At 68.3% G+C, this 23021-nt stretch carries 21 protein-coding genes; 20 read left to right on the plus strand and 1 reads right to left on the minus strand.

The window, feature by feature from the left end; genetic code table 11:
- The first annotated feature begins 26 nt into the window (after positions 1-26).
- The 14 genes from ftsZ to asnS all read left to right on the plus strand — a co-directional run bounded on the left by ftsZ (position 27) and on the right by asnS (position 16911).
- Entirely contained in the window at positions 27-1244 is a 1218-nt protein-coding gene (gene ftsZ / locus IPP98_15310; GenBank protein MBL0180462.1) for a cell division protein FtsZ, read from the plus strand.
- Entirely contained in the window at positions 1244-2512 is a 1269-nt protein-coding gene (locus tag IPP98_15315; protein MBL0180463.1) for a M23 family metallopeptidase, read from the plus strand. The genes ftsZ and IPP98_15315 overlap by 1 nt, the downstream gene beginning before the upstream one ends.
- Before the next feature lie 16 nt (positions 2513-2528).
- On the plus strand, positions 2529-3248 hold the full coding sequence (hisA, locus tag IPP98_15320) for a 1-(5-phosphoribosyl)-5-[(5-phosphoribosylamino)methylideneamino]imidazole-4-carboxamide isomerase (GenBank protein ID MBL0180464.1): 720 nt from the start codon (positions 2529-2531) through the stop codon (positions 3246-3248).
- A gap of 5 nt (positions 3249-3253) precedes the next feature.
- On the plus strand, positions 3254-5032 hold the full coding sequence (locus IPP98_15325) for a hypothetical protein (GenBank protein MBL0180465.1): 1779 nt from the start codon (positions 3254-3256) through the stop codon (positions 5030-5032).
- A gap of 27 nt (positions 5033-5059) precedes the next feature.
- Positions 5060-5971: a signal recognition particle-docking protein FtsY gene (ftsY, locus tag IPP98_15330; protein MBL0180466.1), complete on the plus strand. Its 912-nt coding sequence runs from the start codon at positions 5060-5062 to the stop codon at positions 5969-5971.
- Positions 5964-6452 (plus strand): hypothetical protein, encoded by a 489-nt coding sequence (locus IPP98_15335; protein ID MBL0180467.1) that lies wholly within the window; start codon positions 5964-5966, stop codon positions 6450-6452. Before ftsY ends, IPP98_15335 begins: the two co-directional genes overlap by 8 nt.
- Entirely contained in the window at positions 6449-7906 is a 1458-nt protein-coding gene (locus IPP98_15340) for a hypothetical protein (GenBank protein MBL0180468.1), read from the plus strand. The genes IPP98_15335 and IPP98_15340 overlap by 4 nt, the downstream gene beginning before the upstream one ends.
- Positions 7907-7974: 68 nt before the next feature.
- On the plus strand, positions 7975-10038 hold the full coding sequence (gene recG, locus IPP98_15345; protein MBL0180469.1) for an ATP-dependent DNA helicase RecG: 2064 nt from the start codon (positions 7975-7977) through the stop codon (positions 10036-10038).
- 157 nt (positions 10039-10195) lie between these two features.
- Entirely contained in the window at positions 10196-11224 is a 1029-nt protein-coding gene (locus IPP98_15350) for a hypothetical protein (GenBank protein ID MBL0180470.1), read from the plus strand.
- 205 nt (positions 11225-11429) lie between these two features.
- Entirely contained in the window at positions 11430-12488 is a 1059-nt protein-coding gene (locus IPP98_15355; GenBank protein MBL0180471.1) for a hypothetical protein, read from the plus strand.
- 87 nt (positions 12489-12575) lie between these two features.
- A complete protein-coding gene (locus IPP98_15360) occupies positions 12576-13610 on the plus strand; it encodes a hypothetical protein (protein ID MBL0180472.1) in 1035 nt (344 codons plus the stop codon).
- A gap of 86 nt (positions 13611-13696) precedes the next feature.
- Positions 13697-14734: a hypothetical protein gene (locus tag IPP98_15365; GenBank protein ID MBL0180473.1), complete on the plus strand. Its 1038-nt coding sequence runs from the start codon at positions 13697-13699 to the stop codon at positions 14732-14734.
- Positions 14721-15512, plus strand: coding sequence for a DUF1295 domain-containing protein (locus IPP98_15370; GenBank protein MBL0180474.1), 792 nt, complete (start codon positions 14721-14723; stop codon positions 15510-15512). The genes IPP98_15365 and IPP98_15370 overlap by 14 nt, the downstream gene beginning before the upstream one ends.
- 103 nt (positions 15513-15615) lie before the next feature.
- On the plus strand, positions 15616-16911 hold the full coding sequence (gene asnS, locus IPP98_15375) for an asparagine--tRNA ligase (GenBank protein ID MBL0180475.1): 1296 nt from the start codon (positions 15616-15618) through the stop codon (positions 16909-16911).
- Between the two features lie 96 nt (positions 16912-17007).
- Here the strand turns inward: asnS and mazG are convergent, their stop codons facing one another.
- Positions 17008-17766 carry a nucleoside triphosphate pyrophosphohydrolase gene (gene mazG / locus IPP98_15380; GenBank protein MBL0180476.1) on the minus strand — a complete coding sequence of 253 codons (759 nt, stop codon included), beginning with the start codon at positions 17764-17766 and terminating at the stop codon, positions 17008-17010.
- Positions 17767-17792: 26 nt separating this feature from the next.
- On the opposite strand from mazG, the gene alr reads away from it, so the two are divergent.
- The 6 genes from alr to IPP98_15410 are packed head-to-tail and all read left to right on the plus strand — an operon-like array spanning position 17793 to position 23007.
- Positions 17793-18878, plus strand: a complete 1086-nt coding sequence (gene alr / locus IPP98_15385) for an alanine racemase (GenBank protein MBL0180477.1) — start codon at positions 17793-17795, stop codon at positions 18876-18878.
- Positions 18875-19123, plus strand: coding sequence for a DUF1844 domain-containing protein (locus IPP98_15390; protein MBL0180478.1), 249 nt, complete (start codon positions 18875-18877; stop codon positions 19121-19123). Before alr ends, IPP98_15390 begins: the two co-directional genes overlap by 4 nt.
- A complete protein-coding gene (locus IPP98_15395; GenBank protein ID MBL0180479.1) occupies positions 19120-20283 on the plus strand; it encodes a phosphopentomutase in 1164 nt (387 codons plus the stop codon). Before IPP98_15390 ends, IPP98_15395 begins: the two co-directional genes overlap by 4 nt.
- Positions 20280-20663 carry a cytidine deaminase gene (locus IPP98_15400; protein ID MBL0180480.1) on the plus strand — a complete coding sequence of 128 codons (384 nt, stop codon included), beginning with the start codon at positions 20280-20282 and terminating at the stop codon, positions 20661-20663. Before IPP98_15395 ends, IPP98_15400 begins: the two co-directional genes overlap by 4 nt.
- The gene (locus IPP98_15405; GenBank protein ID MBL0180481.1) at positions 20660-21853 is read left to right on the plus strand and encodes a hypothetical protein; all 1194 of its coding nucleotides are present in this window, start codon (positions 20660-20662) and stop codon (positions 21851-21853) included. The genes IPP98_15400 and IPP98_15405 overlap by 4 nt, the downstream gene beginning before the upstream one ends.
- A gap of 2 nt (positions 21854-21855) precedes the next feature.
- Positions 21856-23007, plus strand: a complete 1152-nt coding sequence (locus tag IPP98_15410; GenBank protein MBL0180482.1) for a hypothetical protein — start codon at positions 21856-21858, stop codon at positions 23005-23007.
- The last annotated feature ends 14 nt before the right edge of the window (positions 23008-23021 follow it).

Here is a 23021-nt window from a genome sequence, read left to right on the forward strand (position 1 = left end):
CGGGGGGGTGCGGCATGGCGGACGGGATGATCTTCGAGCTCGAAGAGCAGTCAGCGCAGAATGCACGGATGAAGGTCGTTGGCGTCGGCGGGGGTGGCGGAAATGCCGTCAACCGCATGATTGCCGAGGCCCTCAGCGGCGTGCAGTTCATTTCGGTCAACACCGATGCCCAGGCCCTCGCGGCCTCGCGGTCCGACATCAAGGTGCAGATCGGCAAGAAGCTGACGCGCGGCCTCGGCGCCGGCGCCCGTCCCGAAATCGGCCGTCAGGCGATCGAGGAGAATCGGGACGAGGTGCTTGAGCATCTCCAAGGGGCGGACCTGGTCTTCGTCACCTGCGGCATGGGTGGTGGCACCGGCACGGGCGCTGCACCGATTATTGCACAGATCGCCAAGGACATCGGCGCCCTCACCGTCGGCATCGTCACCAAGCCGTTCCTCTTCGAGGGGCGGAAGCGGATGAAGCAGGCCGAAATGGGGATCACCGAGCTTCGGCGAAACGTTGACACGATGATTGTCGTACCGAACGAACGGCTGCTCGCGGTGGTTGGGAAGGGCATTCCCTTCCAGGACGCCCTCAAGAAGGCCGACGAAGTGTTGCTGAATGCAACGCGCGGGATTGCCTCCTTGATCACCAGTACCGGCATCATCAACGTAGATTTCGCGGATGTACGGACGGTGATGCAGAACGGCGGCGCGGCACTGATGGGCACCGGCGTGGCCACCGGCGAGAATCGGGCGCTCGAGGCGGCGCAGCAGGCGATCTCGTCGCCACTGCTCGACAACGTCTCGATCAACGGCGCCAGCGGCGTGCTGATCAACATCATCGGCGGCGACGACCTCACCCTCGGCGAGGCGACGCAGATCAGCGGCATCATTCACGACGCCGTGGGCGACGACGCCCAGATCATCTTCGGTGCCGGGAACGACTCGCGCTGCAATGGCGAGATCCGCGTGACGGTGATCGCGACGGGCTTCGATCGGGCCGTGACGGGTGAGCCGGTGGTCGAGCGGAACGTGAACCCGCAGGTGCTGCCGTTCTCACCGCGGCGCCAGGCCGGCGTCACGCCGCCGGCCGCACCGAGCCAGCAGTCAACGCCGGCAGCCCAGCAGCCCACGGTGACGCCACCGCGGACCGCGCCGGTGCAGCAGCCGTTCGTTCGTCCGGTGCAACCGCCGAAGCCGGCGACGCCCGATGTGTCCGACATGGAAATTCCGACCTTTATCAGGCGGCAAATGGATTGATGCGTTTCCAGATTCCCCGATTTCCTCTCGCCGCCGCCGTGCTCGCGGTGGCCGCGCTGATCGTGTCGCGCGGCGACTATCCGTGGCAGCGTCTCTCCGACGTGCCGACGACTGGCGCGATCGTCGTGTCCGATCCGTACCATACGGTGAGCGACACCCTGCAGCGTGGGGAAACGATCGGGGCGCTGCTCGCGCGCCACGGCGTGATCGGGTTGGATCTGTCGGCGTTGGCCAGTGCGCTCCGCTTCGACCCGCGCCGCTTCCGCGCCGGGCAGGTCTTTTCGGTGCGCCGCGGTGGGGCCGCCGATGAGGCGACCCAGGTGGAATTTCGCGCCTCACCGGAACAGCGGGTGCAGTTCATCCGGACCGCCAACGGCGAGTGGCGCGGGAACGCCGTCAAGGTCTACTGGAGCACCGACACGATCCGCCTCGGCGCAACGATCACGTCGAGTCTCTTCAACGCCATCGACGACGAAGTCAGCGACGCGACCCTCGACCGTCAGGAGCGGGCCAACGTCGTCTACGCGCTCGCCGACGTCTTTTCCTACTCGGTCGACTTCTCGCGTGACATCCAGCAGGGCGATCGTTTCACGGCGGTGGTCGAGCGGCGCACCTCGGACGAAGGCGAGACCCGCTTTGGCCGCATCCTCGCGGGTGAACTGAGTGTGGGTGGCAAGGCGATCGCGGCGTACAACTATCGCAACGGTGGCCAGAACGCCTTCTACGACGCTGCGGGCAACGCGCTCAAGCGTGCCTTCCTCGCGGCACCGGTCGAGTTCCGCTACATCTCGAGCGGTCTCTCGCGCGCCCGCTTTCATCCGGTGCTGGGCGTCTTCCGCAAGCATGACGGGATCGACTATTCCGCCGCCGCGGGCACCCCGGTCCATGCGGCCGCCGAAGGGACGATCCTGCGCGCGGGGTGGGCCGGCGGTTACGGCAGACTGATCGAGATCCGCCACCGCAATGGCATCGTCACGCGGTACGGGCACCTCTCGGTCATCGGGCCCGCGATCCGTCCTGGCGCGCACGTCGGCCAGGGCGACTTCATCGGCAAGGTCGGCTCGAGCGGTCTCTCGACCGCCCCGCACCTGCATTACGAGTTCCGCGTTGATGGCACCGCCCGCGACCCGCGCAGCGTCAAGATGGACACCGGCGCACCGCTGCCAGCGGGCGACCTGGTGGCGTTTCGCCAGGAACGCGATCGGCTCCGCGCGCTGCTTGGGCCCTCGCTCGCGTCGCCGCCGGCCCGCGGCTCCCTCGCCGAGTAGCCCTTCCCACCGATTGATGGACCTCTATCCCGCCATTGACCTGCGCGGCGGACAAGTCGTTCGCCTCGCGCAGGGGGAAGCCGCTCGCGAAACCGTCTATGGCCACGATCCCGTGGCCCAGGCGGAACAGTTCGTTCTGGCCGGCGCCCGTTGGCTCCATGTCGTCGACCTCAATCGTGCCTTCGGTGACGGCGACAACGACACGGCGATCGCCGAGATCGTGCGCCGGTTCGGCGATCGGCTGCAGGTCCAGCTCGGCGGTGGCATTCGCGAGGTCGCGCGGGCCGAGGCCGTGGTCCAGCTCGGCGTCTCGCGCGTGGTGATCGGCACGGCGGCCGTCGACCAGCCGGCGCTCGTCGATGCCGTGGTCCGCGCAATCGGTGGCGACCGCGTGGCGGTCGGGATCGATGCGCGCGATGGTCGGGTGGCGGTGCGCGGCTGGGTCGAGACATCCGCCGTGCGCGCCACCGAGCTCGCCGCGCGCGTCGCGGGGCAGGGCGTGCACACCGTGATCCATACCGACATTGCGCGCGACGGGATGCTGAGCGGGCCGAACCTCGACGAAGCGCTCGCGTTGCAGACCAAGGGGCCGCGGGTGATCGTGAGCGGCGGCGTGGCCTCGATCGCCGATCTGCAGGCCATCGCACGCGCAGGACTCGCGGGGGCCATCACCGGGCGCGCGATCTACGAGGGACGCTTCACCCTCGCCGAGGCGCTCGCCGCCCTGGCGAGCTGACCGCCGTGGCTACCCTCCCCGCCATCGTCGTGGCCCTGGTGGCCGGTGGCGCAATGGCGTGGTGGAGCTACCGAGGTCGCACGGCGCAGCCGCTCGCCATGGCGGCGGCGGTTTGCCGGACACTCGGCGCCGCACTCCTGGTCCTCCTCCTCCTCAATCCGACACTCTCCTCCCGGCTGCTCACGCAGCGTCCGCTGATCCTGCTCGACCATTCCGTCTCGATGCTCGCGCAGCGCGGCCAGGGCTCGGCGGCTCGCGCGGCGGCGGCCGCGCTGGGCGACACCGTCGCCTTCGGCGACCTCGCGCCTGGTGAAGCGGGTGGGCGCAGCATGCTTGGGGCGGCATTGCCCGCGGCACTCGCCAGCGGCCGGCCGGTCACGGTCGTGACCGATGGCGAAATCGGTGACGCCGACGCGCTGCCGACCGAGCTGCTTGCGACGACCACGGTGCGCCTCTTTCCGCGCGGCCCTGGGGATGACGTGGCGCTGGTCGAGGTTCGTGGTCCCGAACGGTTGGCTGCAGGCGATTCGCTGCATCTGCGGGTCGAAGCGCGGCGAGTGGGCGCGGCACCCGACAGCACGCGGATCGAGATTCGCGACGGTGCCCAACTGCTGCAGGCCGCGACGATCAGGCTGGGCAGTACCGGGCGCGGCGTCGTGGACCTTGCGATGGCCATGCCGTCGGCGAGTGTCGGGCTGCGGTGGCTGGAGATCCGTCGCGTCGGTGCCGCCGATGCGGAAGCCGGGGACGATCTTCGTTGGTGGGCGGTCCGCGTGACCCCGTCACCGGGGGTGGTGGTGTTGGCGAGTGCACCGGACTGGGACGGACGTTTCCTGTATCGCGCACTCCGCGATGTCACCGAGGCCCCCGTCCGTGGTTACGCCCAGTTGCAGCCGGGGCAGTGGCGCCGGATGGACGATCTCCGTCGTGTGCCGGCCGCCGAGGTGCAGGCGGCGGCACGAGCCGCCGATCTGCTCGCCGTGCGCGGTGAGGTCGAACCTTGGCGTCGCAGCGGCCGCGCACGGCTCCTCTGGCCCGTCGCGGCGATGGCGGGAGACTGGTACCTCGCGCCGAGCGCCTCCTCACCGGTCGCGGGCGGCTTTGCCGGGGGCGATGCCGATTCGTTGCCGCCTGCCGTCGCCGTGACGCCCCTCGGCGCCGAGGCGACCTCGGCATGGGTCGGCGCCACCGCGCGACTCGCGCGGCGCGGGAGCGATGTCCCCGTGATCGGCGGACAGCAGGGGCGGGACGGCCGCACCGTCACCTTCGGCGCGGACGGCCTCTTCCGATGGGGCTTTCGGGGTGGGGTGTCCGAGCAGGTGTGGCGCGCCCTCGTGGCCGATGCGGCGGCGTGGTTGCTGGCAACGCCCGATTCGGCGAGCGCAGCCATCCGGCCGATCGCCCTGGTGACGCCGCGGGGGCGGGCGGTCCGGTTTCGCTGGGTTGGCAGTCGGGCGCCGGAACCCGTCGCCATCACCCTCCGCGACTCGGCGCGAACTCGAGTCGACACCCTGCGCTTCGACGCCGGCGGAGAGGCCTCCATTCCGTTGCCGGTTGGTCGCTATCGCTACCTCGTGGCCGATGGCGGTGGTAGCGGGGACTTCGGCGTGGAGCCCTACGCCGACGAACTGGTCCCGACCCCGGTGACCCTCACGGAGCGGCGGGCGACGGTCGCGACGGCCTCGACCGGGCGTGGTGCTCGCGAATGGCCCGCGCTGTTCCTGCTGATCGTCCTCGCCTTCGGGGCGGAGTGGCTCCTCCGCCGCCGACTCGGCATGCGCTAGGATTCGGCATCACATGTTCAGGATGAAATGATGGCACGACTCGGGGAAAAACTCGGACTCTGGCAACGGATCAAGCGGCTGGCGCTCACGGACGTGGGGGCGCTCGCACGCGGCCTCAATGCCGACGATCTCGAACAGATGGAGCGCGTGCTGATCGAGGCCGATTTCGGCGTGCCCGCCACGCTCGACCTGGTTGCCTTCCTCGAGGGCGAGGTGCGCAAGGGGAAGTTGAAGACCGATGTGCAGTTGCGCGACGCCGTCGTGACGCAATTGGGCGCAATGCTTGCCGGTCCGTCGGACCCCGCGAGGCTTGAGTCTCCCGCGAGCGGTCCGACTGTCGTCCTCGTGGTCGGCGTGAATGGCGTGGGGAAGACCACCTCGGTCGCGAAGCTCGCGCGCCGGCTTCAGCAGGAGGGAAAGAAGGTGCTCCTCGGCGCGGCAGACACGTATCGCGCCGGCGCCGTCGCGCAGCTTGAGACCTGGGCCGCACGACTCGGCATCGAATGCGTCTCGGGCGCGTCGGGGGGCGACCCGGCGGCGGTGGCGTACGATGCGGTCGAGGCGGCGATTGCCCGGAATGTCGACGTGGTGGTGATCGACACCGCGGGGCGTCTGCACACGCAGGACGGCCTGATGGCAGAGCTCAGCAAGGTGGTGCGTGTCGTGGCGAAGAAGCTGCCCGGCGCGCCGCACGAAGTCTTTCTGGTGCTCGATGGCACCGTCGGCCAGAATGCGGTGCAGCAGGGGAAACTCTTCGGCAAGGTGGTGTCGCCGACCGGACTGGTGATCACCAAGCTCGATGGCACTGCCCGCGGCGGCGCGATCGTGGCACTTCGTCGGGAGCTCAACGTACCGATCCGCTTCGTCGGGACCGGCGAGACGGTGGATGACTTCGCGCCGTTCGATCCGCGGGCCTGGGCGGAGACGCTCTTTGACTGAGGCACGCCCAACGCCGTGGCGCGCCCCATCGGCCGTCCTCGCCATGCTCGTGGCGGGGACGGCCGCGGTCTTGGTGGGCTATGGGGCGGCGTGGCTGCCAGGCGGCGCGCCACCGTGGGCCAGTTGGGCGATGGTCATCGGCATGGCGCTGCTGTTGCCGGGCACGCTCTTGCTGGGCGCACTGCGACGTGGTCGGAACAGCGTTCGCCTGGTGCTGATCGCGCTGGCACTCGGCCTCCTGCTGGTCGTGGCGTTCGGCGCGGCGTTGCTGCTGCCGGCCGCTGGTGCGGAAGAGGCCCTGTTCCTCGGCCTGCCGCGGCGCGCGGCGATCATCGTCTACGGCGTCGGGCTCGTGCCGCTCCTCTTCCTGCCGTGGGCGTTCGCGCGTGACTTCCGTGACTTCGGACTCGATGAGGCCCGCCTGGACGCGCTCCGGCGCGAGTGTGCGCGGGTCGGCCCGCCTCGGGAGCCGCGACCATGATCGTCGCCGTGGCGATCGGCTACCTCGCGCTCTGTCTGCTGATCGGGGCGTGGGCCGCGCGCCGCACGCACTCGGCGCAGGACTTCTTCGTCGCTGGCGCGGGGATCGGGCTGTGGCCGTTGGCGATCGCATCGATGGCGGCCACACTGTCGGGCTTCGCGTTCATTGGCGGTCCCGGCTTGCTCTACAGCGTGGGTACCGGTGCGCTCTTCATTGTGCTGCCTGCCGGCATCACCGGGGCACTGAGTGCCTGGCTGCTGGGGAGTCGGATGCGCCTGCTGGGCGAAGTGCGGGGCCTGATGACCGTCCCCGACGCGATCGGCGTGCGGTACCGGTCGCGGGCCGCGCAGGGGCTCTCGGCGCTCGCCATCCTGGTGGCGACGATCGGATACCTTGCGACCAACCTGCTCGCGCTCGGCCTGATCATCGACGCGATCTTCCACACGGGGCTCCCGCTGGGGATCGTGATCGGCGCGGTGGTGGTGGTGGCCTACTCGGCCGCCGGAGGCATCCTCGCCGGCATCTACACCGATCTGGTGCAGGGGGCCATCATGGCGCTCGCCTCGATGCTGGTCTTCGGCGCGGCGATGACCAGCGGTGGGGGGCTCGGCGGCATCTCGCGGACCATCCTGGCGCATGAGCCGATGCTGCTCGGGCCGTGGGGGAAATTCACCCCGCTGGCGGCGCTCTCCTTCTTCTTCGTATTCGCCCTGGGCACGCTGGGCCAGCCGCACGTGATCCACAAGTACTACATGCTGCGCGATCCTCGTCGGTTGCGGTGGTACCCGTTGCTGATGACCGGGGCGATGGTGGTGACGCTGCTGCTCTACTTTGGCGTGGGTGTCGCGATCAAGGCCGCGGTCCTGCGGGGTGACGTCCCGCCGCTGGCGAGGGGGGATGACGCCACCCCGACCTTCCTGCTGCGCTACACGGCCCCCTGGCTCGCGGGGCTCGTCTTCAGCGGCGTCGCCGCTGCGATCATGAGTACCGTCAATTCCTTCTTCAGCGTCGGCGCGGCCGCGATCACGCACGATCTTCCCGTGGCATTCGGACGTCGCGCCACAAACGAGTTGCGAGGTGGCCGGATGGCGACGCTCGCGTTGGCGGTCCTCGCGACATTGCTTGCCCTCGGCAGCGGCCAGGCCGTGGCCCTCCTCGGCGTCTTCGGCTGGGGGCTCTTTGCCTCGACCCTCGTACCGGCACTCGCCATCGGACTGAACTGGCCAGGAGCCACCCGGAAGGGGGCCCTCGCCTCGATCGGCGTCGGTCTGGTGACCACCCTCCTCTTCGAGACCCTCGCCTGGGCCAAGGCCTACACCTTCCCGGCCGGCGTCACGGTCTCGGGACTCTCCCTGATCCTGGCGATGGCCACCTTCTTCGCGGTGTCGTGGCTGACGCGCGACGAGGCGGAGGGAGATCTCGATGCGGACGTGCGGGTGATCATCGAAAGCTGAAGGGTCGTTACGATGATCGATCATCGATCATCGATCATCGATCGTCGAATCTCTCTTATCTTGGTCTCATGGCCCAACTCCGCCTCGACACTCCCATCCAGTTCCTGAAAGGCATCGGCGAGAAGCGCGCCGACGCCTTCGCGCGGCTGGGCGTGGTGTCGGTGCACGACCTGCTGCACCACCTGCCGCATCGCTACATCGACGCCTCGACCACCACGCCGCTCGCGCAGGCGCGTGTCGGCGATGATGTGGCGTGCATCGGTACGGTCGTCAGCAAGGGGGTGCTGCCGACGCGGAAGGGGCTGCGGGTCTTCCATGCCGTGCTCAAGGATGCGAGCGGGTTGCTGGAGTGTGCCTGGCCCGGGCAGGCGTTCCTCGACCGGACGCTGGCCGTGGGGCAGTTGATCCTCGTGGCAGGCCCGATCCGCTTCTATCACGGCCGGCAGATGGCACCGCGCGAGCTGGTGATTCTCGGCGACGCCGACGATCCGGCTGCCGCGGGGCGGATCCTCCCGGTCTATCCCGCCACCGAGGGGCTCTCGCACAAGCAGATCCGCGCGCTGATGGAGACGCACCTCGACACCCTCTCGCCGTTGGTGCCGGACGTCCTCGACCCGACGCTGCGCGACCGCTTTGCGTTGCCGTCATTGGCGGATGCACTGCGGGCTGTGCACCGCCCGACGACGATGGCGGAGGCGGAGTCGGGACGGCGCCGGTTGGCACTGGACGAACTGCTCGACCTGCAGCTCATGTTGGCGCGCGCTCGTCACGTGGCGCGCCATGGGCAGCGCGGCCAGACCTTCACGCTGCACAAGACCTTCACGTCACAGCTGCGCGAGGCGCTGCCGTGGCCGCTCACCGGCGACCAGAAGAAGGCGATCCGCGAGATCTTCGAGGACATGACGCACGAGGAGCGGATGCACCGCCTCGTGATGGGCGATGTCGGCACCGGGAAGACGGTGGTGGCGCTCTTCGCAATGCTGCTGGCGCTGGAGAACGACTGCCAGGCCGCCCTGATGGCGCCGACGGAACTGCTCGCCGAGCAACACCACCGGACGCTCACGACGCTGCTCGCCCCGCTTGGGCTCGTGCCGGAGCTGCTGCTCGGGCGACTGACCGCAGCCGAGAAGAAGGCGGCGCACGCCCGGCTGCGCACCGGTGCCACGAAGCTGGTTGTCGGGACGCATGCACTCGTGCAGGAGTCGGTGGCCTTCCAGCGCCTCGGCCTGGTGGTGATCGACGAACAGCACCGCTTCGGGGTGGAGCAACGCGCTGCGCTGATGGGGAAGGGGGAGGCACCCGACGTGCTGCTGTTGACCGCCACGCCTATCCCGCGCTCGTTGGCACTGACGCGCTACGGCGACCTCGATGCCTCGCTGCTCAAGGAGCGGCCGCCTGGGCGCGGCACCATCCGCACCGCCGTCCGCACGCCGTCGCAACGTCGGCGGGTCTTCGAGTTCCTGCGCGAGACGGCACTCAAGGGCGGGCAGGTCTACATCGTCCTGCCGGTGATCGAGGAGTCGGAGAAGGCCGACCTGCGCGCGGCGCAGACGATGGCGACCTCGCTCACGGCGCAGTGGCCGGATGTGACGGTCGGACTGGTGCATGGCCGGCTCAAGGCACCAGAGCGTGATCAGGTCATGCGCGACTTCCGCGACGGCAAGATCGGCGTGCTGGTCGCCACCACGGTGATCGAGGTCGGGATCGACGTCGCGAATGCGACGGTCATGGTCATCGAGCATCCGGAGCGCTTCGGGCTGGCGCAGTTGCACCAGCTCCGCGGCCGCGTCGGACGGGGGAGCGGCGACTCGCACAGCATCCTGCTCACCGTCGGCGAGGACGTCCCGGAGCGGCTCCGGGCGTTCTCGAAGACCGACGACGGCTTCGCGATCGCCGAGCTCGACTTGCAGGAGCGCCGGCAAGGCGACCTGCTCGGCGCCCGGCAGTCCGGCGGCGTCGACTTCAAGGTGGCCCGCTTCCCGGACGACACCGACCTGCTCACCGAGGCGCGCGCCCTCGCGCGCACGATTCTCGACGCCGACCCGACCCTGGACCGCCGCGAGCATCAGGCGCTGAAGGATCGGGTGGTGACGCGGTATCCGAGGGGGGAGACGTTGTTTAGGGTGGGATGATGGATGATGGATGATGGATGATGGATGATCGATGGCCTGTCTCGGAGTTGTCATCCTGAGCGTAATGGCCCGAAGGGCCGCGCAGTCGAAGGACCTACGACCTACGACCTACGACGTACGACCCTAACAACCAACGACCAACGACTAACGGCTCTCCGTGTACTCCACCTGCCTCTTCTGCACCAAGGACCTCGGCACCAACGAGGTGATCGAGACGCTGCCCATCGGGCGGCGGCTCGCCTTTGATGCGTCGCAGGGTCGGCTCTGGGTGGTGTGCCGGCACTGCGCCAAGTGGAACCTGGTGCCGTTCGAGTCGCGGCTCGAGAGCATCGACGCGTGCGAGCGACTCTTCCGCGACACGCCGACGCGGTACTCGACCGACAACATCGGCTTGGCGCGGGTGAAGGAGGGCTTGGAGCTGGTGCGGATCGGGCCGGCGCAGCGGCCGGAGTTTGCGGGGTGGCGGTATGGGGACCAGTTCAGGCGACGGCGTCGGCGGAACCTCCTGATCGGTGTTGGCGGCGCGGCGTTAGTGGGTGGGGCAGTGTTGGCACCTGGCCTGTCTGGCGGCATGGGAGCGCTTGCAGCGGTGTTCGCCTATCAATGGGGCGACGTCGCATTCGCAGCACTCAGAGCTTCCCGAGGCCGGATGGCGGTCGTCGATCCTCGGAATGGCGTCCGCCAGACACTCTGGCGAACGGCGATGACGAGCGCGCGCGTCGCGTGGCGGGATAGCACGCCCGTGTTGCGCGTCATGCCCCTCCTCAGCCGGAAGCTCGAGTGGCACGGCGATGACGTCCCTCGCATCGGTCAACGGGTTATGGCCGGGGTCAACTTGCTCGACGGGGGCCGGAAGGCACTGGCGGCGGCGACCACAATACTGGGAGACCACCACGGCGATCTTTCGAGCTGGATGATGCTTCGGTCGAAGGAGCCGGGTTTCGTCGATCCGCGCACCGGGAGCTCCCCGGTCTTCGCCGCGAATCGTGCCGACTATTGGCAGGGATATGGCGAACCCATGCTCATCATCGGCAAGCTTCCCGAGGTCGAGCGGCTGGCCGTAGAGATGTACTTCGCCGAATCCGCCGAACGCAACTACCTCGAGGGTGAGCTCACACTTCTCGAGCGCGAATGGCGTCAGGCGGAGCAACTCGCGAAGATTGCCGATGGGCTGGCGCTGGAGTAGGCGAGAAGCGAGAAGCGAGAAGCGATAAGGGCCAAGTGCATTCGCGAGCACGCAGGTCCTTCGACTGCGCAGCCCTGCGGGCTGCTTCGCTCAGGATGACATAACTCCTACGACCTACGACTTACGACCTACGACCTACGACCTACGACTTACGACCTACGACGTACGACCCTAACGACCAACGACTAACGACTAACGACTCTCCGTGTACTCCACCTGCCTCTTCTGCACCAAGGACCTCGGCACCAACGAGGTGATCGAGACGTTGCCCATCGGGCGGCGGCTCGCCTTTGATGCGTCGCAGGGTCGGCTCTGGGTGGTGTGCCGGCACTGCGCCAAGTGGAACCTGGTGCCGTTCGAGTCGCGGCTCGAGAGCATCGACGCGTGCGAGCGACTCTTCCGCGACACGCCGACGCGGTACTCGACCGACAACATCGGCTTGGCGCGGGTGAAGGAGGGCTTGGAGCTGGTGCGGATCGGGCCGGCGCAGCGGCCGGAGTTTGCGGGGTGGCGGTATGGGGAGCAGTACAACCGCCGTCGGCGGAATGCCTATCTGATCGGGGGCGCGGGCGTGGTGGTTGGAATGGGGGCGATCGCCGCGCTGAGCGCGTTCGGCTTTGCGGCGGCCAGTGGTGGCTATCTCAGCTATCAACTCGTGAAGGCAGGATGGGATGCCGGGCTGAATCGCCAGGCCAGGTTTCTGCTCCCCGATCCCGATCCCGCCGCGCGCGAGACGGTGCGACTCGATCGCAGTCACCTGAAGCACGCCACGATTTCCTGGGAAGACGGCACGCCATCGCTGGACCTTCCCCACCCGAAGCACCTCAAGAAGGGGGACTTCGTCCTCTCCTACCGCGGTGCCGAGCTGCAGTCGGTGGGGCGTCGGGCTGTCGCTGGCCTCAACCTGCTTGTTGGCGGACGATCCCAGTTGCAGGAAGGCAGCCGGATCCTCGCGGAGAATCACGGCGATCTCTCGGACTGGCTCCGCCGCCGCACCGTTGCACTCGCGGACGTCCCCAAGGCCGGAACCCCGAAACACTGGGTGAACTACACTGCCCCTTACCTTGTGCTCGACAAGCTCAACGCCGGTGACCGCATGGCCGTCGAACTCTGGATGAACGAGGACATCGAGCGGCAGTGGCTCGAGGGAGAGCTTACTCTTCTGGAGCGCGAATGGCGTCAGGCGGAGGAGCTGGCCAAGATCAGCGATGCGCTGGCGCTGCCGGAGACGGCGGATGAGGAACTCGCGAAACGGAAGGGGTAAGTGCATTCGCGAGCACGCAGCTCCCTCGCTGCGCTCGGGATGACATCGATCATCGACCATCGATGATCGATCATCGAGCCCTGGGGAGTGTTTCTCATTTACTCAACCTGTCTTTTCTGCACCAAGGACCTCGGCACCAACGACGTCCTCGAGACCCTGCCCATCGGCCGGCGCATCGCGTTTGATGCGGCGGAGGGGCGGTTGTGGGTCGTGTGCCGGCATTGTGCCAAGTGGAACCTGGTGCCGTTCGACTCGCGCCTCGAAACGATTGACGATTGCGAGCGGCTCTTCCGCAGCACCACGATGCGCTACTCGACCGACAACATCGGGCTGGCGCGCGTGAAGGAAGGGCTCGAGCTGGTGCGGATCGGTGAGGCGCAGCGGCCCGAGTTCGCGGGGTGGCGCTACGGCGACTCGTTCGGGCGCCGCCGCCGCCGCAACCTCCTGATTGCCGGCGGGGTCGCCGCAGCGGGGATCGCGGTGGTCTCCGGCGGACTCGCGATGGGCGTCTCCTTCGGCATGCTCGGCCAGCTCCCGAACTACTACAACCTCTTTGTGGTGAATCGTCGCGTCACGGTGCGGGTGCCACGCGCCGACGGCCCACCGATCGAGCTGTCCGACGCGCTCGCCTCGAAGGCACGTCTCGTGCGCCGACCGAACAACGAGTGGCTAATCCGCACCAAGGTGATGGAAGAGTCCAGCATGAGTCGCAAGCTTCGGAAGGCCGGGTCGCAGGAGATCGAGTTCACCGGTGCGGAGGCCGAACAGCTACTTGCCGGCGTGCTCGTGCGCCTGAATCGGTGGGGCGGGACCCAACGCACCGTACGCGAGGCGGTCGACCTGGTCGAACGACAGGGCGACAGCGCCGGCGTCATCGCGGGCCCGTTCTCACCGGTGATGGATGGCAGCGGCTCACAGCTGCTCGCCAAGACCCCGTCCGAATGGCGCCTCGCCGCCGAGATCGCGCTCAATGAGAGCTCGGAACGCCTCGCCCTCGCCGGCGAACTGCGGGTGCTGGAATGGCAGTGGAAGGAAGCCGATCGGCTCGCGAAGATCAGCGACTCGCTGGCGGTGCCGGAGTCGATCGACGAGGAGTTGGCCCGGCGGAAGGATGATCGATGATCGATGATCGATCATCGACTTCTGTCACCCAACTGTCATCTTGTCGCCATCTGTCGCCCCAATATTCGAAAATCTCCACCCCATCCATGTACTCCACCTGTCTCCTCTGTGCCGACTCGTTGGGGACGAACGCCGTCCTCGAGACGCTCCCCGTGGGGCGGCGCCTGGCGTTTGACCCGGCCAAGGGACGGCTCTGGGTCGTCTGCCCCGGCTGTGCCCGATGGAACCTGGTTCCCTTCGACAATCGGCTCGAGGCGATCGACGAGTGCGAGCGCCACTTCCGCGACACCCGCGTTCGCTTCTCCACCGGGACGATCGGCATGGCCCGGATGCCGGACGGCACCGAACTGGTGCGGATCGGCGAGGCGCTTCGTCCCGAGTTCGCGGCGTGGCGGTACGGCCGCGAGCTGTTGCGTCGGCGGCGGCGTGCCCTCCCATTCGGGACGCAGCGCGAGCACACCGGCGTGGCGGCGTGGATCTCCGATGTGGCCACGATGGTCGGCACGCTGATCGCCATCCCCTTCCTCGAGGGAGCGATCGGCCCGCGCCACGCCGTGAGCGCCGTGCGCCTCGTGCGCGATCCGTGGACCGGCAACCTGCTCCGCGTCCGCGCGCTGGCGATGGTGCGCTCCGTCCTGGCGCGCGAGGACGACCAGTGGCGGCTCGAAGTGCCCTATCGAAGCGAGCTCGACGTGGTGCTCGGCGACGATCCCCTCGCCATCACGTCCATCCGCGATCACCCCGCCGTCGGCTTCTTTCGGGGCGACAAGCTCTACGAGGGGCTCGCGAGGGTGCTGCCGACGATCGAGAGTCGCCTGCCGTCGGCGGGTGAGGTGCAGGAGGCGACCCGACTGCTCGAGCGGACCTCCGACGATCCGGCGATGCTCATCGGCTATGTCACCGGACGGCCGTTGCGCCTCGGGACCCGGGGACAGTTCCCGTTGGCCGACGTGGCACCGGAGATCCGGCTCGCGCTCGAGATGGCCTCGCATGAGGAGACCGAGCGCCGTGCGCTCGAAGGGGAGCTGAAGCTGCTCGAGCACGAGTGGCGCGAGGCGGAGCGACTCGCGGCCATCCTCGACGACCTCGCACTGCCCGCCGGAGGGCCCGATGCCGTCACGTGACGTCTATCTCCTGACGGTGTCCGCGGCTCCGCTCCTCGCGGCGCTGGTGGTGCTCTGCTGGATCGCCTCGCTCATCCGCCGCGACAGCTCACTCGTCGACCGGATCTGGGGACTCGGCTTCGTGCTGCTGGTGCACCATCACACGGCCTTCGCCGGGGAGGTCGGTGGCACGGTCGATCGGCTCTTCGCGGCACTGGTGGTGATCTGGGGGCTCAGGCTGACGTGGCACATCACCCATCGCAACTGGGGGCACGGCGAGGACCCCCGGTACGCCGCGATGCGCGCCAGGAACGGGGGCCGCTGGTGGTGGCAGAGCCTCTTCACCGTCTTCCTGCTTCAGGGGGCGCTGATGCTCCTGATCGGCCTTCCGCTCGCAGCGACGGCGACGCCTGGCGCAGCGTGGGGACGGGCGCTCGGCAGCCTGCTCTGGGCGGTGGGGTTTGCCTTCGAGGCCGGCGGTGACTGGCAGCTCGCCCGCTTCAAGGCCAACCCGGCCAACCGCGGCCAGGTCCTCGATACCGGCTTCTGGCGCTACACCCGCCACCCGAACTACTTCGGCGACGCCCTCCAGTGGTGGGGCTTATGGTGCTTTGCGGCGGCGACCGGCCTCTGGTGGACGATCGTCTCCCCGATCCTCATGACGCTGCTGCTCCTGAAGGTCTCCGGGGTGACCCTGCTGGAGTCGGCACTCGTCGACTCCAAGCCCGGCTATCGGGATTACGTCCGCCGAACACCGGCGTTCTTCCCGTGGTGGCCGCGGTCTGACGGCCGCGGATGAAGCCCCCTCATCCCTCACCCCTCACGAGTAAGGCGGCGATGGCGGGCACCTTTTACGTTTCACCCGTTCACCGTTCACCGTTCACCGTTCACCGGTCCTCCGCATGTCCTTCGTCCGCATCTCCGAACTCTCCCAGCATGTCGGCGCCGTCGTCACGGTGCCGGGCTGGGTCGTCACCACCCGTTCGTCGGGGAAGATCGCCTTCTGCGTGATGCGCGATGGCACCGGCTACCTGCAGACGGTGTTCCCGAAGAATGAGGTGATCGACGGGGCGTGGGAGCGCTTCGCGACGCTGACGCAGGAAGCCTGCATCACCGTCACCGGCACGGTGCGCGAGGACGCGCGCGCACCCGGCGGCTACGAGCTCACCGCGAGCGACGTGGTGGTGACGGCGCCGAGCGTCGACTATCCGATCTCGCCGAAGGAGCATGGCACCGCGTTCCTGTTCGAGCATCGGCATCTCTGGCTGCGCAGCAAGAAGCAGGTCGCCATCGCCCGCGTGCGTCACGAGATCGAGCAGGCGATCCACGACTTCTACTACGCGCGCGGCTTCATTCGCGTCGACACCCCGATCCTCACCGGCTCGATCGGCGAGCAGGCGGGCGAGCTCTTCGCGACGGAGTACTTCGACCTCGGCCAGGCCTACCTCGCGCAGACGGGACAGCTGTACGGCGAGGCCGCTGCCGCGGCACACGGAAAGATCTACACCTTCGGGCCGACGTTCCGCGCCGAGAAGAGCAAGACGCGCCGGCACCTGACCGAGTTCTGGATGATCGAGCCGGAAGTCGCCTTCAACGACTCCAACGCCAACATGGAGTTGCAGCAGGACTTTGTCTCGTACCTGGTCGAGCGTGCCCTCGAACGCCGCAAGGAAGAGCTCAAGGAACTGGAGCGCGACCTCGCGCCGCTGGAAAAGGTCACCGGGCCGTTCCCGCGGATCACCTACAGCGAGGCCATTGCCGCGCTGCAGGCCCAGGGCTCCGACATCCAGTGGGGCACCGACCTCGGCGCCGACGACGAGACCGCGCTCGCCAAGGCCTACGACAAGCCGCTCTTCGTGATGAACTATCCGAAGGAAGTGAAGGCGTTCTACATGAAGGAGAACCCGGACGATCCGCGCACGGTGCTGAACAACGACTGCCTCGCCCCGGAAGGCTACGGCGAAATCATCGGCGGGTCAGAGCGGGAAGGGGACTACGACAAGCTGCTGCAGCGGATCAAGGATCAGGGGCTCGATCCGGCCTCGTACGGCTGGTACCTCGACCTCCGGAAGTACGGCGGCTTCGTGCACAGCGGCTTCGGCCTCGGCCTCGAGCGCACCGTCGCCTGGATCTGCGGCATTCCGCACATTCGCGAGGCGATCGCGTTTCCGCGGCAGATTCACAGACTCTATCCGTGAGTCGCGGTATTCCGCTTCGGGATGATGGATGATAGATCATGGATGATGGATTGTTCGTTCCGCGACGGCCATCCATCATCCATCATCCATCATCCATCATCCTTCGTTTCGCTTCACCTCATCCCAAATCACATCCAGCTCCTCCAGCGTCGCGTCGCCGAGCACCACGCTTCGCTCGGCGGCGATCGTCTCGATCGCCTCGAAGCGGCGGCGGAACTTGGCGTTGGCACGGTCGAGGGCGATCCCTGGCTGGACGCCGGCCTTGCGGGCCAGGTTGACGACCGCGAAGAGCAGGTCGCCGATCTCCTCGGTGAGCGCTGTCGGGTCGTCGGTACCGATGACCAGCTCGGCCTCCACCTCGGCGAGCTCCTCGGCCACCTTCTGCAACGGCCCGCGCGTGTCGGGCCAGTCGAAGCCGACGCCGGCGGCCCGCTCCTGCAGCCGGTAGGCCATGAGGAGCTCGGGCAGCGTGGTCGGGAGGCCACCGAGGGTGCCTCGACTGGTCGGCCGTTCCCGCGCCTTCAGCGTTTCCCATCGCTCCCGTTCTCCGAGGTCGAAGAGGTGGGGGTGGCGGCGCTGCATCTTGCCGACCAGGTCATCGGCGATGTCGTCCGGGCTAAATTCCCCGGTCTCCGCGCCCAGCACGAGCTGCCAGGCGAGGTGGAGCATCAGGTCGGCGACCTCTTCGCGGATGGCGGCGGGCTGGTCGCTGCTGAGGGCGGCCGCGAGTTCGTGCGCTTCCTCGATCAGGTAGGGGCGCAGCGTCTGCCGGGTCTGGACCCGGTCCCAGGGACACCGCTCGCGCAGGTCCGCCACCATCGCCACCGCCCTGCCGAGGGCCGATTCGTCTTGCATCCGTTCTCCGGGAGTCCTAGTCTCCGATGGTGCATAATCCCGTGACCCCCGATACCGCCCGGGCCTGGGTGGACGTCGATCTCGATGCCGTCGTCCGCAATGCCCGTTCCTTTGCGGCGCGGACCGGCGTCCCGATGCTGCCGATGGTCAAGGCCGATGGCTATGGCCTCGGCGCCGTCGCCGTGGCCCGTGCCCTCGCCGAGGTGGAGCCCTGGGGCTACGGCGTCGCGACCATCGACGAGGCACGCGAACTCCATGTCAACGGTGTCCTCCGGCCGATCCTGATCTGCTCGCCGATGCTGCCGGACCTGGCAGAGGCGACCGCCTCGGTGGCTGCGCGTCCGACGATCGGCAACCTCGAGGGACTCCGCGCCTGGCTCGCCCTCGGCGATCGACCCTTTCACCTCGAAGTCGATACCGGAATGTCGCGTTCCGGCTTGCGGTGGGACGATGTCACGCAGCTCATGGACGCGCGTAATCTGCTTGCCTCGGCAGCCGGATGGGAGGGAGTCTATACCCACTTCCACTCGGCCGAGGGGGACGATCTCGCAACCGCCGACCAGTGGCGCCGGTTGCAGCAGGCGATCACCACCCTCGGCCGCCGCCCGCCGCTGGTGCATGCCGCCAACTCGGCCGCCGGGGGTGCCGGTCCCTCCTACGCCGCCGATCTGACGCGGCCAGGCATCCATCTTTATGGAGGGCGCCTGTCGGGACTCGATGCCGTTCCGGTCGCGGCGGTTCGCGCCCGTGTTGTCGGCGTCCGGCGGTTGCCGGCGGGTGGCACCGTCTCGTACGAGGCAACCTGGCGCGCACCCCATCCGACGACGATCGCGACGATCGCCATCGGCTACGCAGATGGGATGCACCGCCGGCTGTCCAACGGCGGCGTGGTGGAATTGTTGGGGCAGCGGCTCCGCATCGTCGGGCGGGTCACCATGGATCACCTCATGGTCGACGCCGGCGACCTGCCGGTCTCGCTGGGGGACGTGGCAACACTGTTTGGCGGTCTGGTCTCGCTCGACGAGCAAGCCGCCTTGGGTGGAACGATCGCGTATGAACTTCTCACCGGGCTCGGGGCACGCCTCCCGCGCCGCTACCACAGGTCGTCATGAACCAGCACTTCGCCTCTCTCATTCTCGGCCTCGCCGGTCAGGCCAACGCGGCGATGGACGGTCAATTCCCGCCCGGCGCCGCCGATGCCGGCGCCAGTGATGCGCGTCAGTTCGCCAAGGCGCTGATCGATACGCTTGGTGCCCTTGAGGAGCGGACGCGCGGCAATCTCGACGCCGATGAGGCGAAGCTCATGGAACAGGCGCTGACGGCGCTGCGCTTCCGCTTCGCGACGGCCAAGACGTGAGTCGTCGTGCCGCCCTGATCGTCCTCGATGGCCTCGGCGTCGGGACGGCGCACGACACCGCCGCGTACGGCGACCTCGGAAGCGCGACACTCGGCAATGTCATGCGCGCCCCGGGTGCCCCGCGTCTCCCGAACCTCGAGGCGCTCGGCTTCGGCGACTGCGGCGACAGCGGCATCGCGAAGGTGGCAGCGCCGACGGCCGCGCGCGGCGTGGCGCAACCGAACAGTGCCGGAAAGGACAGCACGACCGGACATTGGGAACTGTGTGGCGTGCAGCTGCCCGTGCCGTTCCCGACCTACCCCCACGGCTTTCCGGCGGAGTTGCTCGCGGCCTTCTCGGAGCGGACCGGTCGCGGGGTCCTCGGCAACCGACCCTCCTCCGGGACGGTCATCCTCGATGAGCTCGGCCCGGAGCATGTCGCCACGGGCCAGTGGATCGTCTACACCTCGGCGGACTCGGTCTTCCAGATTGCGGCCCACGAAGAGGTCGTGCCGCTCACCGAGCTGTATGCCGCCTGTCAGGTCGCCCGGGAGCTCCTGGTGGACCCCCATGGCGTGTCGCGGGTCATTGCCCGGCCGTTCAAGGGGACCGTTGGGGCATGGCAGCGCACCGCCAATCGGAAGGACTTCTCGCGGCAGCCAACCGGGCCGACCCTCCTCGACCGGTTGGCCGAGGCCCACCTCCCCGTGGTCGGGGTCGGGAAAGTGGACGATCTCTTCGCGGGGCGCGGGATCACCTCGATCCACACCCCCACGAACTCGGACGCCTACGCCCTGATCGAGGGGGGACTCTTGGCGATGCGCCGTGGGATGCTCTTCGCGAACGTGATCGAGTTCGACCAGAGCTGGGGTCACCGGAACGACGTGGCTGGCTTTCAGAAGGGATTGGTGGAACTGGACCGCTGGATTCCCCGTCTCCTGAAGCAGGTTCGGGAGGAGGATCTGATTATCTTCACCGCCGACCACGGGAACGACCCCACCACCCCGTCGACCGACCATGCCCGGGAATGTGTGCCGGTGTTGGCGATCGGCCCCAGGGTCCGCCCGGTGCCCCTTGGGGAGCTGGGGACCTTCGCCGACGTGGGGCAGACTATCGCGGAGTTTCTGGGGGTGCGCCCCCTTGAGGCCGGCACGTCCTTCCTGGAGCGGGTGTGGAACTGACGGAGCTGCGGGCGGCGGCCGAGGGCGGGCGGGAGCGGGCGTACGCGCCGTACTCCGGCTTTCACGTCGGGGCGGCGCTGGAGACTGCCGAAGGGGCGGTCTTCGTCGGGGCCAATGTGGAAAATGCATCCTACGGCCTGACCATCTGTGCCGAACGAAGCGCCATGGCGGCCGCCATCTCGTCGGGGGCACGGAAATTCGTGCGGTTGCTGCTGGTCAGCGACGCCCCGCATCCGATCGCCCCCTGTGGGGCCTGTCGCCAGGTGCTTGCCGAGTTCGGGTTGGCGCTGACCGTCATCAGTTGTGCTGGAGCCGAGACCAAGGAGTGGACCATTCGCGACCTGTTGCCTGCCGCCTTCACCGGGGACGTGCTCGAGTGACCTCACGCCTCCTCTCCCTGGCGGTGGTGGCCCTGTTGGCCACGGCCTGCACCGAAAAGCTCACGACGCCGGTGAACTGCCCCAATCTCTGTCCGGGTGGCGTCGCGGATTTCCGCGACACCATCCTGACCGCCACGGTCGGTTTGGATACCTCCTACTCCGGCTACGTCGGCGAATCGTCGTTGCTGTCGCTGCTGGTGGCCAACGGCGGCGCCTACGGCGTCTCGCGCGGCATCGTCGCCTTCCAGTCGCGCGGAGACTCGGTCTTCGTCAAGGATACCGCGCGCGTCTTCACCGTCGATTCGGCCGCGGTCTCGCTCTTCCTGCAGGCGAGTGACAGCACGGTCGTGAGCGGGGTGGTCGAGTTGTATCGCCTCCCGCTCGCCATCGATTCCTCGACGTCGATCGGCGCGATCGATGCCGCGATGACCCCGGACCAACTCCTGGCGGAGTTCGAATTGACCTCCGGGTTGCGGACGGGGGCGATGCGCATCGTGCTCTCCGGCGCGACGCTCGCCAAGGTGGCCTTCACGCCCGCCGACAGCGGCCGACTGCAGGTTGGGGTGCGCGTGCGCTCGACCAACGCCACCGGCATCCGTGTCGGCACGGCGGCGGCCGGCGGCGAAGGTCCGGTAGTGACGTGGTACACGCGCGTCGAGGTCGCCGACACCGCGCTCCGGAGTCAGATCTTTACCCGCTTGCCCTCGACCAACTTCACCGTTCGGAGCGGAACCACACCGCCGACGCCGGGATTGCTGGCCGTCGGCGGCTTTCCGGTGGCACGCAGCTTCATCCGCTTTACGCTGCCCCCGGAATTGCGTGACTCGGTCACCATCGTGCGGGCGACGCTCCAACTCACCGCGGATCAACCGATGTTCGGGATCCCGGCCGACACGGCCACCCTCCTGGCGCACCCGGTCCTGGCGCTGCTTGGGCCGAAGTCCCCGGTCGCCACGGATCTCTTCAACGGAGCCTTCCTGTTGACGGGTCAGACCGAGGTGACCCTCGAGGTCGCGTCCCTGGTGCGGCTCTGGCAGGGGGCCGACGCGTTGCCGTCGGTATTGCGCCTCGAGATCGGGCAGGAGGGTGCAACCTTCCTTGCCCCGGCGTTCCGCTCGTCGCGGTCGGCCAGTGGCGCACCGACGCTTCGCATCACCTACCGGCGCAGCTTCGCCTTCGAGGGCTTCTGACGATGCGTGGTCATTCGCTACTGCTCGTCGCCGCCGTGGCCCTCGTCGCCGCGCCGCTGGCCGCCCAGTCGTCGGAGTTCGGAGTGCGCGGTCTCGGCCTGCCGGGGCGATCCGCCTCCGCGCGCGTGCTCGGCGGCGGTGGAGCGCTCGGGCTCTTCGATGGCGAGTCGAGCCTCAATCCAGCCTCGCTGTCGACCCTCTCGCTGACGACGGCCGTCTTCACCATGTCGAACAACTCGCGGACCTCCGTCAATCCGGCGGGCAAGGCGAGTGGGCGGGATACCCGTTTCCCCCAGGTGCTGATCGGCGGTCCGATCCCGCGAACCCGGTTCGTGGTGGGCGTCTCGTATTCAATGTTCACCGATCGCGACTTCCAGCTGGTGTCGGTCGGTCAGGCGTCGCCGCGCGGAGTCCCCGTCGGCGTGACCGACACGTTGACGTCGCGGGGCGGCATCGCGGACCTCCGGATCGCGGCAGGCTACGCCCTGTCGCCGAAGCTCAGCGTCGGCGGTGGGCTGCACTTCCTGACCGGGTCCAACCGGATGTCGACGCGTCGGGTCTGGGATGATCCCGAGTACGCGGCGCTCGAGGAAAAGGCCGAGCTCTCGTACCAGGCGATCGGATTCTCGGCCGGCTTTCTTCTGCATCCGACGCCCCGCATTGCCGTGGCCGGTTCGATTCGTCGGGACGGCCGGATGACCATCCAGCGTGATTCCACGCCCAGCGGCGAAGTCTCGATGCCGACGCAACTTGCCGGCGGCGTACGCCTCCAGCTCTCGCGACGGCTGGTCGTGGCGGGTCAGGCCATCGTGCGCGACTGGTCTCGCGCCGACAGCGGCCTCGTGGCGGCTGGCGCCATTGGCGCCCGTGACACCCGAGAGTTTTCCGGTGGAGTGGAGCTCTATTCGAATGCCCGCCGCCCGTCGAACAAGCCGCTGCGGCTTGGCGTCCGCTATGCGGAACTGCCGTTCCGCATCAGCGCGGACGGGACGCCGACTGAATTCGGTCTCTCGGTCGGCACCGGCATCCGCTTCGCGCGGGATCTGGGCGGGATCGACCTCGCGCTGGAGCGCGTCCGCCGAAAGGAGGGCGTGAACTACACTGAGACCGGGTGGCAGTTCACCCTCGGGATCTCGGTCCGGCCGGGCAGCTGAGCCGGACGTCGAAC

It is taken from the genome of Gemmatimonadota bacterium (genome assembly GCA_016720805.1).
In the GTDB taxonomy this organism is placed as follows: Bacteria; Gemmatimonadota; Gemmatimonadetes; order Gemmatimonadales; family GWC2-71-9; genus Palsa-1233.